Origin of the sequence: Thioalkalivibrio sp. ALD1 (assembly GCF_000381245.1) — a bacterium.
Lineage (GTDB): Bacteria > Pseudomonadota > Gammaproteobacteria > Ectothiorhodospirales > Ectothiorhodospiraceae > Thioalkalivibrio.
Genome location: NZ_KB906241.1, coordinates 600705 through 613244, shown reverse-complemented (window position 1 = coordinate 613244; position 12540 = coordinate 600705). Strand labels below are relative to the sequence as shown.

General features: G+C 64.1%; 14 protein-coding genes. 8 read left to right on the top strand and 6 right to left on the bottom strand.

The window, feature by feature from the left end; all coding sequences use genetic code 11:
• Positions 1 to 19: 19 nt before the first annotated feature.
• The 5 genes from F623_RS0102885 to F623_RS0102865 form a co-directional block, all read right to left on the bottom strand.
• Positions 20 to 520, bottom strand: coding sequence for a thioredoxin fold domain-containing protein (locus F623_RS0102885; RefSeq protein ID WP_018868086.1), 501 nt, complete (start codon positions 518 to 520; stop codon positions 20 to 22).
• Between the two features lie 187 nt (positions 521 to 707).
• Positions 708 to 1349, bottom strand: coding sequence for an OmpA family protein (locus tag F623_RS0102880; protein ID WP_026278585.1), 642 nt, complete (start codon positions 1347 to 1349; stop codon positions 708 to 710).
• A gap of 413 nt (positions 1350 to 1762) precedes the next feature.
• Positions 1763 to 3424: a chaperonin GroEL gene (groL, locus tag F623_RS0102875; RefSeq protein ID WP_026278586.1), complete on the bottom strand. Its 1662-nt coding sequence runs from the start codon at positions 3422 to 3424 to the stop codon at positions 1763 to 1765.
• A 54-nt stretch (positions 3425 to 3478) separates the two neighbouring features.
• Positions 3479 to 3769, bottom strand: a complete 291-nt coding sequence (groES, locus tag F623_RS0102870) for a co-chaperone GroES (RefSeq protein WP_018860802.1) — start codon at positions 3767 to 3769, stop codon at positions 3479 to 3481.
• A 137-nt stretch (positions 3770 to 3906) separates the two neighbouring features.
• Positions 3907 to 4392, bottom strand: coding sequence for an FxsA family protein (locus F623_RS0102865; protein ID WP_018868087.1), 486 nt, complete (start codon positions 4390 to 4392; stop codon positions 3907 to 3909).
• Between the two features lie 190 nt (positions 4393 to 4582).
• Here F623_RS0102865 and F623_RS0102860 point away from each other — a divergent pair, with 190 nt between their 5' ends.
• From F623_RS0102860 to F623_RS0102835, 6 genes are read left to right on the top strand one after another with little or no spacing between them, the layout of a single operon-like run.
• Complete coding sequence (locus tag F623_RS0102860; RefSeq protein WP_018860804.1) at positions 4583 to 5137, top strand: thioredoxin family protein; 555 nt, start codon at positions 4583 to 4585, stop codon at positions 5135 to 5137.
• Between the two features lie 8 nt (positions 5138 to 5145).
• Positions 5146 to 6540: a TolC family protein gene (locus F623_RS0102855; protein ID WP_018860805.1), complete on the top strand. Its 1395-nt coding sequence runs from the start codon at positions 5146 to 5148 to the stop codon at positions 6538 to 6540.
• Between the two features lie 39 nt (positions 6541 to 6579).
• Positions 6580 to 7404, top strand: a complete 825-nt coding sequence (locus F623_RS0102850) for an efflux RND transporter periplasmic adaptor subunit (RefSeq protein WP_018860806.1) — start codon at positions 6580 to 6582, stop codon at positions 7402 to 7404.
• Positions 7405 to 7417: 13 nt separating this feature from the next.
• Complete coding sequence (cutA, locus tag F623_RS0102845) at positions 7418 to 7765, top strand: divalent-cation tolerance protein CutA (RefSeq protein WP_018860807.1); 348 nt, start codon at positions 7418 to 7420, stop codon at positions 7763 to 7765.
• Positions 7753 to 10128, top strand: coding sequence for a protein-disulfide reductase DsbD (gene dsbD / locus F623_RS0102840; protein ID WP_018860808.1), 2376 nt, complete (start codon positions 7753 to 7755; stop codon positions 10126 to 10128). The genes cutA and dsbD overlap by 13 nt, the downstream gene beginning before the upstream one ends.
• Positions 10125 to 10691: a peroxiredoxin gene (locus tag F623_RS0102835; protein ID WP_018860809.1), complete on the top strand. Its 567-nt coding sequence runs from the start codon at positions 10125 to 10127 to the stop codon at positions 10689 to 10691. Before dsbD ends, F623_RS0102835 begins: the two co-directional genes overlap by 4 nt.
• An 8-nt stretch (positions 10692 to 10699) precedes the next feature.
• Here the strand turns inward: F623_RS0102835 and F623_RS0102830 are convergent, their stop codons facing one another.
• Positions 10700 to 11563 (bottom strand): carbohydrate kinase family protein, encoded by an 864-nt coding sequence (locus tag F623_RS0102830; RefSeq protein ID WP_026278588.1) that lies wholly within the window; start codon positions 11561 to 11563, stop codon positions 10700 to 10702.
• Between the two features lie 116 nt (positions 11564 to 11679).
• Between F623_RS0102830 and F623_RS0102825 the strand changes: the two genes are divergently transcribed.
• Positions 11680 to 12090: a nuclear transport factor 2 family protein gene (locus tag F623_RS0102825; RefSeq protein WP_018860811.1), complete on the top strand. Its 411-nt coding sequence runs from the start codon at positions 11680 to 11682 to the stop codon at positions 12088 to 12090.
• Positions 12090 to 12527 (top strand): nuclear transport factor 2 family protein, encoded by a 438-nt coding sequence (locus F623_RS0102820; RefSeq protein WP_018868088.1) that lies wholly within the window; start codon positions 12090 to 12092, stop codon positions 12525 to 12527. The genes F623_RS0102825 and F623_RS0102820 overlap by 1 nt, the downstream gene beginning before the upstream one ends.
• Positions 12528 to 12540 lie beyond the last annotated feature (13 nt).

Genomic DNA, 12540 nt, shown 5'->3' with positions numbered 1-12540 from the left:
CGCCCAGTATTGCGAGTGGCTAACTCGATTCGCCGTTGTTGCGCAGGGCCTGCTGGATACGCTGGCGGATCTGGCTGCGATAAAGCTGCTCGTTGGGTATGCCGATCAGCGGTTCGCCTACCGGATTGCCCTCGGCATCAAAGGCCATGATGGTCGGGACCACTCGCGCACCGTAGGCGCGGCCCAGCTCGTGACCGCGGCGCACCTCGCCATCGAAGTCGCGGACCTCTTCGCGGTCGAGCATCACCTTGCGGATCTGGATGCCGTCATAATTCGCGTCCTCGCTCATCGGGCCCAGATGGCGATGCTCAGCCCGATCACAGTACGGACAGCTGTCCGAGGCAAACATGATCAGGGTCGGCTTGCCGTCGCCATTCTGAGCCAGGGATCGCAGGTCAGTGACCCGCTCGATCCCATGCGCGGAGGCAACACCGGACACCAGCATGCCCCCCAGCATCAGAATGAGCGCCGGGCCAACCAGACCCATCCCCTTGCGCACCTTGAACATATCCAGATTCATGATCGGCAAGACCCTCCGGCTTTTGGACTCAGTCTAGGGCGACTGGCTTAACCGAAACTTAACGGCCCCCGGCATCGCAATCGGCAACCCGAGCTCCGGCCCCCTCATAAAAAAGGCCCCGCCGAAGCGGGGCCTGATTCCCGGACCACCGTACGAACCGGTGGTCGGTTACCGACAAGGGATGACCTTAGTCGACACGCTGGCGCACGTCGGAGGTCACTTCCACGCGGCGGTTGGCCTCGCGGCCTTCGCGGGTAGCGTTGTCGGCGGTCGGGCGCTCTTCACCGTGACCCACGGTGCGGATGTCGCCTTCACGCACACCCTCGCTGACCAGGAAGTCGGCCACGGACTGGGCGCGACGCTCGGACAGACCCTGGTTGTATTCGGCCGGGCCGATGGTGCAGGTGTGACCTTCGACCAGTACCGAGCTGTACTCGGCGTCGTCGGCGGTCAGGCTGCGGGCCAGTTCGCGCAGGGCATCGCGGCCTTCCGGACGCAGATCGGCGCTATCGAAGTCGAACAGCGCCTGGGCGCTCAGGGTGGTGGTCTCGAACTCCGGTTCCGGTTCCGGCTCGGGCTCGGGGGCCGGATCCGGCTCAGGAGCCTCGGCGGTTTCCTGGATGTAGCCCGCGCACTCGGAATGGCGCACGTTTTCCGGCGCCCAGGAACGGGTGCGTACGCACTCGCCTGAACGGTCCATTACAACGTTGCCGCCACGATCGGTGACGTTGGCCGCCGGCGGTTCCTGAGCCACTGCTTGGCTCGCGGTACCGATCAGCAGCGTGGCCACGGACGCGGCCAGAAGATTCTTAACCAGCTTGTGATTCATGTTCATAGCCTCCTTGTAAAAACAAACGACGACTGATCAGAGACAAGCGCGTTGCCGAACGGTTGACTCCCGACCGGAATCTGGAGCAGCGAGCGCCAAGCCCTCTACAGCAGCTTGATAGTGGCACATGCTTTCCGGTTTTGCACGCATTCCAGTCAAGAATTGTATCGGCATCACAACGTTGTCACATTAAGGAAACACCTGTCTGCGATCAGGCGACTCCCTTCTTTTCTCTGGGCAGGGCTACTGCCAGTCAGCAAGTGCGCGATACTGATTAACGCACCTTGTTCCCTTAAGGACACACAGATTACTTGTGGGTTCCTCAGTACAAAAACAGCCCGCCGCGGTCCAGACAAAAGACCCCGCCGAAGCGGGGTCTCGTATGGCCTGGCCAAACAGAAAGGCCGAGCGGCTTACATCATGCCGCCCATGCCGCCCATGCCGCCCATTCCGGCCATGTCGTCCATGCCACCACCGGCACCGCCGCCGTCATCCTTCTTCGGCAGCTCGGCCACCATGGCCTCGGTGGTAATCAGCAGCGCAGCGACGGATGCGGCGTTCTGCAGCGCCGAACGGGTCACCTTGGTCGGGTCCAGGATGCCCATCTCGATCATGTCGCCGAACTCGCCGGTCGCGGCGTTGTAGCCGTAGTTGCCCTTGCCTTCCAGAACCTGATTCAGGACCACGGACGGCTCGTCACCGGAGTTGTAGACGATCTGGCGCAGCGGCTCTTCCATCGCGCGACGCGCGATGTTGACACCCGCGGTCTGCTCTTCGTTCTCGCCCTTGAGCTTGGTGATCGCGGCACAGGCACGCAGCAGGGCCACGCCACCACCGGGGACCACACCTTCCTCGACCGCCGCGCGCGTGGCGTGCAGCGCGTCCTCGACGCGGGCCTTCTTCTCCTTCATCTCGACCTCGGTCGCAGCACCGACCTTGATCACCGCAACACCGCCGGCCAGCTTGGCCACGCGTTCCTGCAGTTTTTCCTTGTCGTAGTCGGAGGTGGCTTCCTCGATCTGGGTCCGGATCTGGTCCACGCGGGCCTTGATGTCCTTGTTCTGCCCCATGCCGTCGATGATCGTGGTGTTTTCCTTGGTCACCTGGACCTTCTTGGCACGACCCAGATCCTCGATCGTGGTCTTCTCCAGCGACAAACCCACCTCTTCGGAAATCACCTGGCCGCCGGTCAGCACGGCGATATCCTGCAGCATGGCCTTGCGGCGGTCGCCAAAACCCGGGGCCTTCACGGCCGCGACCTTCACGATGCCGCGCATGGAGTTCACCACCAGCGTGGCCAGGGCCTCGCCCTCGATGTCTTCGGCGATGATCAGCAGCGGCTTGTTGGACTTGGCCACGCCTTCCAGGATCGGCAGCAGATCACGGATGTTGGAGATCTTCTTGTCGAACAGGAGGATGTAGGCGTCGTCCAGCTCGGCGCTCATGCTCTGCTGGTTGTTGATGAAGTAGGGCGACAGGTAGCCGCGATCGAACTGCATGCCTTCGACGACATCCAGCTCGTTCTCCAGCGAAGAGCCTTCCTCGACGGTGATCACGCCTTCCTTGCCGACCTTGTCCATCGCATCCGCGATGATTTCGCCGATCGCGGTGTCAGAGTTGGCGGAGATCGAGCCGACCTGAGCGATCGCCTTGTGTTCGGTGCAAGGCTTGGACAGCTTCTTCAGTTCTTCGGTCGCCGACTTGACGGCCTTGTCGATGCCGCGCTTGAGATCCATCGGATTCATGCCGGCGGTGACCGCCTTCATGCCTTCGCGGACGATGGACTGGGCCAGCACGGTCGCAGTGGTGGTGCCGTCACCGGCGGCGTCGGAGGTCTGCGAGGAGACTTCCTTGACCAGCTGGGCGCCCATGTTCTCGAACTTGTCGTCCAGCTCGATCTCCTTGGCCACGGACACGCCGTCCTTGGTCACCGTCGGGGCGCCAAAGGCCTTGTCCAGGACCACGTTGCGGCCCTTCGGGCCCAGGGTGACCTTCACAGCGTTGGCCAGGGTATTCACGCCCTTGGCCATGCGGGTGCGAGCGTCGTTACCAAAACGGACTTCTTTAGCACTCATGTCTCGTTCTACTCCTGCAAAAAATGGAAATTGGGGCCGGATCGTGCGGGGGGCTTAGCCCTCGATCACGGCCATGATGTCGTCTTCGCGCATCACCAGGACGTCTTCGCCTTCGACCTTGACCTCGGTGCCGGAATACTTGCCGAACAGCACCTTGTCGCCGGCCTTCACGTCCAGGGCGCGGACTTCGCCGTTTTCCAGGATCTTGCCGTTACCAACCGCGATCACCTCGCCGCGGATCGGCTTTTCGGCCGCCGAGTCCGGGATCACGATCCCGCCGGGGCTGGTGCGCTCTTCTTCCATACGCTTCACGATGACGCGATCGTGCAAAGGCCGCAGGTTCATGGTGCGAACTCCTTATATCGATGTTCTTGACAGGTTGTGAGGATGTCGGGTGGGCGCCCTGTTAGCACCCACCCAGAACGAGTGCTAATAATAGGGACACACCAAGCCGAGTCAAGGGTCTTGACGGAGGAGAATTCTCAGCGGCGGTCGTTGTGGTCCAGACGTTCGTCGGGGGCGGACTCCTCATCGGTGTCGTGGCGACGGAACTCGCCCTCGATCGGATCACCCGGACCGGCCGCACCCGACCCGCTCGTCCGGGCCCGAATCATACCTCGGCGCAAGATACCCTCGGCCGCCCAGCGCCGCAGCGGCGGCACCAGCAATACGAAGCCAGCCGCGTCGGTAAAGAAACCGGGCAACAACAGCAGGACCGCCGCCGACATCAGCAGCCAGCCCTCGACCAGCCCGCGTGCGGGCATCTCGCCGCGCGCCAAGCTCTGCTGCAAGCGACGCCAGTGATAGAGCCCCTGCAGGCGAAACAACAACAAGCCCACGACCGCTGTCGCAACCACCAGCGCCACCGTGGCCAGCGCCCCGACGGCGTCGCCCACCCAGGCAAAACCGAAGATCTCGAGCAACACCAACCCGAGAAAAACAAACAGCGGGAGGAAGGGACTGCGCATGACCAATGGATTCCAGACAAGACGAACGAGTCATTGGAACACGCCCCCACCCCCCTGTCGAACACCCATTCGCGGGGTGCTCCCCAGCCCTCGGACTCGTTCTTCTTTTCCTTGCACCCGTGAGGGAATTGAGGGACGCTCTTGCCCGTCTTAATCGTGAACGACTTCTAAAGATCCGGAGCCCAGTCGCATGAAACCGCGCCGCATCGGCACACTGCTTCCTGCCCTGCTGATGGCCCTGCTCCTGGCGCTCCCGGGGCTGGGCAGCACCGGCGTGGAAGACCCACGCGATCCGAACCACCATTTCTTCGACCCGACCTTCGGAGATTTCCCTGAGGAGCTGGAGGAGGCCCGAGAGGCCGGCAAAAAAGGCATCCTGTTGTTCTTCGAGATGGATGACTGCCCGTTCTGTCACCGCATGAAGAATCAGGTCCTGAACCAACCCGAGGTGCAGGAGTTTTACAAGGAACGCTTCCGCATCTTCGCGGTAGACGTGGAAGGCGCCATCGAGGTCGTCAACTTCGAGGGCGAACCCAAATCGATGATGGACTTCGCGACCCGCGATTTCCGCGTACGCGCCACACCGGTATTCCAGTTCTTCAACCTGGACGGCGAACCGATCGCGCGCTTCACCGGAGCTACGCGTGATGTGGACGAATTCCTGCTACTCGGCGAGTTCGTCGCCGATGGACATTACGAAGACGGCAATTTCACTCGTTTCCGTCGCGAACGCGTCGGGCGATAGGTACCCCAATGCATCCAGCACATGCGGCGCGCCGGAACGGGCGACGCCGGATCGCCACACCCCTTCTGGCAAGCCTCATCGCAGCCACACTGGCTCATCTGCCTGCTATCGCTGCCGCACAGGACGTTCCGGCTGACGGGGTCATCGATGCCGAACCACTGCCCGAACCGCTGCGGCTGCAGAACGCGCTGACCGCGGTCGACGCTCTCCACCCTCAGGTTCGTCGCGCGCGAGCGGAACGCGAGATCGCCGAGCAGGAACTGGCCGGCACCCAGGCCGAACGAGACGTGACCGTCAACGCACGCCTGGAGGCCCGCTGGATCGAGCCCAACGACCTCGCCCCGGACCAGAGCCGCAACGACTCCCGTGCCGCCATCGTCGCCCGCAAGCTGCTGAGCGACTTCGGTCAGTCCAGCGCCCGCGAGGCGGCGGGTACCCAACGCCTGGAGGCGGCCCGGGAGATGGAGACCCTGGCACACGCCCGACACTCACTGCATGTGATGGACCGCTACTTCAACGTCTTGCTCGCCGACCTCGGCTTTGCCCGAGACACCGAGGCCATGGCGGCCGCATTCGTCAGCAAGGAGCGGGCGGAAGAACGCGCCGAGCGCGGGCAGGTCTCGGATATCGAGGTCTTTCGCCTGGAGTCGGAGTACCAGACGCTGCGCGTGCAGCGCCAGCGCGCCCTGCAGAATCAGCGCCGTGCCCGCGACGAGCTGGCCGAGGCCCTGAACCGCCCCGGCGAACGCATCCGTACCGTGTTGCCTCCCGCCCTTCCACTGGAGCTTCCGGACCTCCCGGGGCTCGACGAGCTGATGGCCGAGCTCGAAAGCGCGAATCCAACCCTCGCAGCCGAACGCCTGCAGGTGGAGGCCGCCGCGCGCAGCGTGGACGCGGCCCGCGCCCAGCGGCGTCCACGCCTGTATGCGGAGGCGGAAACGGGCTACTGGAACCGCGAGTTCGGCGGCGATCGCAACCCCTTTGCCGCGGGTCTCGTGCTGGAGGTCCCGCTGTACGAGGGCCGCCGCCAGGACAGCCGGGTGGGGCATGCGGTCGCGGCCCGCCAGCGTGCCGAGGCCGACCTCGGCCAAGCCCGCATCGAGGCCCGCAATCGTCTGCGCGCGCTTTATCACGAGGCCCAGGCGCTGCGCATGCAGCGCGACGAGGCCGAATGGCGCATGGACTACCGCCAGCTGTACATCGACCGCGCACGCTATCTGTACGACATCGAGGACCAGGCCGATCTCGGCGACTCAATGGTGCAGCAAAGTGCCGCGGCCTACTTCAATGCCCAGACCGAATTCGAGCTGGCCATGGTCTACGAGCGCCTGGCGCTACTGACCGGCCGTGGCGATCTGAGCCCCTTCCGCCTGGCCGGCATAGCCACGGCGGAAGGGGAATAACAAACGCGCGCCTCCGGGCGCCCCGAGGGAGAACACCCGATGTCCATCGATCGCCTGATCCCGGACAACCCAGGCCGAAGGCTACTTTCGGTGCTCGCATGCAGCGCCCTTCTGATGCTGACCTCCGTGGGGGCGGCGGCCGAGGATAACGGTGCGCTGGCAGGCCAGCTCGACTGGGGCCAGACCTACCGCATCACGGCCCCGGTCGCCGGCAAGGTTCAGGCGATCGAGGTCCGCCCGGGCGAGCACGTCGATCAGGACGCCGCCCTGTTCCGTCTCGATACCCGAAGGGTCGAGGCCGATCTGCGCGCTGCCCAGGCGGCCATCGAACGCCTGCAACTGGAACTGGACGAGGCCAATCGCGAGGTCGGAAAAGCGGAGGACCTGTACGACCAGACGCTGATCGCCCTGCGCGAGGTGGAGCTGGCGCGCATCCAGCAGGCCACCGTCGCCGCGCGTCTGGCCGAGGCAAGAGCGCAGCGCGATCGCGCACGCGCCGACCGCGATGATGCGACCGTCCGTGCGCCGGCCAGCGGCCGCATCACGCGCATCGATGTGTCCCCGGGGCAGTTCGTGAATCCCGCCCTGGCTCCGGCCGTACTGGCGATACTGGGGCACGGCGATACCATGCGCGCCCGCGCCTTGGTAGCACCGGACCGTATCGACACACTGACCGAGGGACAGGAAGTCACCATCTTCGTCGGCGAGTACGAGTTTTCTGGCACGATTGACAGCATCGGCTGGGAACTTGTGGGGGAAGACGAGGATCAGGGATACCGGATCGAGGCCGAATTTTCCCCGGGCGACGATGCCGTACTGCGCCCCGGGCAACCGGCCCGCATCGAACTTCGCCAGAACTCCTGATGCCCAAGAACCGATGATGCCGGACAAGGAAACCGACAACGCGAACGTGTGCGCCTGGCTTGTGCTCACCACCCTGGATGATCCAGACGAGGCGGAGAGCCTGGCCGGCGATCTCGTCCAGCGCGGGCTGGCCGCATGCGTGCATATCCTCCCCGCCGGACGCTCAATTTATTTGTGGAAAGGGAATATCGAAACCGACTCGGAAGTCACACTGCTGATCAAGACCTCCGTCGATGCCCGCGACGACCTGCAGGCCCACCTGACGGAACATCACCCGTATGAAACCCCGGAGATCATTGCCGTGCCGATCACGCATGGGTCCCCGGATTACCTGAACTGGATAACGCAATGCACCTCCTGAACCTGCGTAACTGGCTGGCGACCTTCCTGGTCGCATTCCTGCTGACTCCGGCCCTGGCGAACGCCATCTTCGATGACGATCTGCTGGATCCGGATGATGCGTTCAGTCTGAGCGCCGAGGCCATTGACGCCGACACGATCCGCCTGACCTGGGAGATCGCGGACGGCTACTACATGTATCGCGAGCAGTTCGAGTTCGAGCCCGAGAGCGAGGGGCTGGAGCTCGGCGAACCGAACATCCCCGACGGCGAGAAGAAGACCGACGAGTTCTTCGGCGAGGTCGAGACCTATCGCGACGAGGTCAGCATCGAGCTGCCCATCCTCGCGGCCGATAGCACCGAGATCGAACTGACCGCGCGCTCGCAGGGCTGCGCGGACATCGGCGTATGCTACCCACCACATTTCCAGACCGTCTCGCTGGAGCTTCCGGGCCTGCCCGGCGAAAACGGTGAAGAAGCAACCGAAGTAGAGGAAACCACCGAGGACGAGGCGGCCGACGAAGAACGCAGCGCCCTGGATGAATTGGGCGGCCTGACCGGAGACCTGAGCGCTGCGGATGACCTGCTCGAACCGGAAGAGGCCTTCAAGGCGTCGCTCGAGCCGATCAGCCAGAACGCAGTCATCCTGCGCTTCGAAATCGCCGAGGACTACTACCTCTATCGCGACCAGCTCGATGTGCGCATCGCCGAGGGTGACGGGATTGAGCTTGGCCCCGTGAATCCGCCCGAAGGCGAAATGCACGAGGACGAATTCTTCGGCGAAACCCAGATCTACCGCGACGAGGTCGAGATCCTGGTCCCGGTACTGCGCGACGAGGACGACGTTTCCGAGATCACCCTGGCGATTGACTACCAGGGCTGCTGGGACGGCGGTGTGTGCTACCCGCCGCTGACCCAGGAAGTCTCGGTCAGCTTCGATTCCGACCTGGCCGCAGAGGCTGACGCGGACGCCCTGCCGGAAACGGGCGACGAGGCCCTGGACGAGATCGAGACGACCGACGAGGCGGCACCGGAAGAGGACGACGAGACCGCGGCGCCCGTCACCCAGCAGGACCGCATTGCGGCCCAGCTGGCCGATGGTCAGATCTGGCTGGTGGCCCTGGCCTTCTTCGGCTTCGGGCTGTTGCTGACCTTCACCCCCTGTGTGTTCCCGATGATCCCGATCCTGTCGAACATCATCATCGGGCAGAAGAACCTGACTACGCGCAAGGCATTCCTGATCTCGCTGGTGTTCGTGCTGGCGATGGCGCTGACCTACACCATTGCCGGGGTCTTCGCGGGGCTTGCCGGGGCCAACCTGCAAGCGGCCTTCCAGAATCCCTGGATTATCGGCACCTTTGTCGCGATCTTCATCGCACTGGCACTGTCGATGTTCGGCTTCTACGAACTGCAGATGCCGGCCAGCGTGCAAAGCAAGCTTTCGCAGATCAGCAATCGCCAGGAAGGCGGCACCTACATGGGCGCCGGGATCATGGGCTTCCTCTCGGCCCTGATTGTCGGCCCGTGCGTGACCGCACCGCTGATTGGCGCCCTGCTCTACATCAGCCATACCGGAGACGCGGTGCTGGGCGGTATCGCCCTGTTCTCCCTGAGCATGGGGATGGGTGCCCCGCTGCTGGCGATCGGGACCTCCGCCGGCCGCCTGCTGCCGAAAGCCGGCCCGTGGATGGACACCATCAAGGCGGCGTTCGGTGTCGGCCTGCTCGCGATCGGCATCTGGCTGCTCGAACGGGTGATCCCCGGCGAAGTGGCGATGTTCCTGTGGGCCATCCTGCTGATCGTGACCGCGATCTACATGGGTGCGCTGCGCACTCTGCCAGAGGGCACGTCGGGCTGGTACACCCTGTGGAAGGGCCTGGGTGTCGTGCTCCTGATCTACGGCATCCTGCTGATGCTGGGCGCGGCCACCGGCGGCAAGGACGTCTTCCGACCGCTGGCCACGCTGAATCAACCCGCCGTCACCGCCAACGGGGAGCGCGCCGGCCCCACAGAGATGGAGTTCACCTACATCGACAGCCTCGACGATCTCGAGCGCGAGCTGGAGCAGGCGCGCAACAACAACCAGCCGGTGTTCCTGGACTTCTACGCCGACTGGTGCGTGGATTGCGTACGCCTCGATCGCACGACGTTCCAGGATCAGCGCGTGATCAACGCGATGGCGGACGTGCACCTGCTGAAGGCCGATGTGACCGACAACACCTCGGAGCACCGAAACCTGATGCGCGAGTTCAACCTGTTCGGGCCGCCCGCGATGATCTTCTGGGATTCCGACGGCAATGAACTGCGCAACTATCGCAACGTAGGTTATCTGAACGCCGACCGCTTCCTGGCCCATGTGGAAAACGCAATCGGGGTCACGCCATGAAGCATCGCTCGCACACGTTTGGCTGGATCGCCCTCGCAGCCACCAGCACCTTCTTGCTGGCCGGCTGCGAGGAACCTACGCCCGAGATGGATACCGCCGAGGCCAATGGAAGCGGAGCGGCGGAAGCGGCCGCGGAGGAAGCCCAGGGCGACCGCCGTATCGACTTCACGTTGCCGGATCTGGATGGCAACGACCGCCAGCTCAGCGAGTGGGATGGCGATCTGGTCGTGCTGAACTTCTGGGCCACCTGGTGTCCGCCGTGCAAGAAAGAGATGCCCCTGTTCCAGGAAACATGGGAAGAACACCGGGACGCCGGCTTCACGATCGTGGCGGTCGCCGTGGACGAGCTAAGCGCGACCCAGCATTTCGTCGACGACTTCGGTATCGAGTTTCCGATCCTGATTGGTCAGGACGAGGCCGTAGAGGTGGGGCGGCAATACGGCAACCGCATCGGTGCGTTGCCTTATACCGTGCTGATCGACCGCGATGGCATCATCCGCGACACCCATCGCGGCGAGGTCAAGGAAGATGATTTGCAGGCCTGGCTGGACGACTACCTGTAAGGACCGAGTCAGCGTTTTGTCAGCCCTTCGAACCCCGTTTGCTGGAGTTTGCGTTCCGCCAGGCGTACGGCGGACACCAGAGCCTGCTCGGGCGGCTCGCCGGAGGCCAGCGCATCAATCAGGCCGGCATTGAAGGTATCGCCCGCCCCCACGCTGTCGACGACGTGCAGACCCGGCGTGGGCGCGCAGTACACTCGCTGATCATCCTGAACGAGCCAGGCACCCTCGGCTCCGGCCGTCACGGTCACGATGCGGCCTGGGTAACGGCGGGCCAGTTCGGCCGCGGCCTCTTCAGGGCGGGCGGCAATCCCCTCCGCCCAGTCCCGCGACAGCATGAGGACATCGGCCCACTCCAGACACGCCTCCAGCCCTGGGCGCCGCTTTTCCAACTCCAGTGAGATCGGCTGATCGGTGATGGCCTCGCGGACCTGCGGCAGGACCGCTCGTAGGGTCTCCGGACTGCGGCCCTCGAAATGCAGCCAGTCGTACTCCTCCCAGGCAATCGACTGCAGATCTGCCGCGCTCAGTTCAGGCAGATCGCGATGATGCACGATGGTGCGACTGCCCGAGGCGCGCGAACGCAGGATGTGGGATGTCGGGGTCACGCCTGGGTGCCGCGCGCAGGCGTCAATGTCGATGCCGCTTTTGACGAGCCGCTCGCGCAGCCGGTCACCAGACTCATCCTCCGCGAGGACCGCCGCCAGCGCTACGCGATGCCCGAACTGCGCGAGAATACGGGCGGTGTTCGTGGCGTTCCCTCCCGGCTGCGAAGTACTGGCCAATGCACGGATCTCGTCGTCCTCGCACGGATACTGTTCAACATCCAGAGTATGATCCAGGGTGACAATGCCTGTTGCCAGGATGCGCGCCATCGTTGTACTCGTCATTCCACCGATGCGTATTGTGCGCGGTGCGATCGCCAGCGTCATCCGCGACATCCCGATGACAGGCTGCGACAATGCGGGCTCACCCGATGACAGCGAGCGGCATGGCAACCTTCCCCTCCCCGGAAACCGCCGAGGCGGCATTCTACGAGGCCTTTCAGGCTGGCGACTCCAACGCAATGCGCGAGATCTGGCTGGACAGTCCGGAATGCATCTGCATTCACCCTGGCGGCGAGCGGCTGCTGGGCACCGACATCATCCTCGAGAGCTGGGATGACATCCTGCCCAACATGCGTGGCGTGGTGGTCCATCGCACCGAGTTGAACGTGACCCCCGGACAGGACCTGGTAATCCACGCCCTGCGCGAAAATCTCTACGTCGGAGGCGAACGCCGCGGCGTGATGCTGGCAACCAATGGCTATCGTCTGGATGGAGATGGCTGGCGAATGTTCCTGCATCACGCCAGCCCGGACCCGGATCCGCCACCGGCCTGGGATACGGGGCGGATGCACTGATGGGCAGCCCGAGTGACGAATGCCTGGCGGCCTACTATGAGGCCTTTCGCGCCGCGGACATCGAACGAATGATGCGCTTGTGGGCAGAACGCCCGGATATCGTCTGCGTGCACCCGGGCAGCCCGCGAGCGCATCGCGGGGTTTCCGAGGTAATGGAGAGCTGGCTGCTGGTATTCGCACGCGAGCTGAATATCGGGATCGAGCCGCGCATCGTCGGGCGCCAGGAAACCGCCGAGAGCCTGAGTCTCGTGATCGAGGAGGCCATTACCCGCCCCGGGGATGTTGCCGCCACCGGGACCATCCTCATCAGCCAGACCTGGCGCCGTAGTGACGACGGCTGGCGGCTGCAATTCCACCATGCCTCGCACGGCCGGCGCGCACCCCCTTCACAGGAAGGAATGTTCGTGCCGGACGGGGGCGGATCCACTCGGCACTGACTTCGAAGCCGTG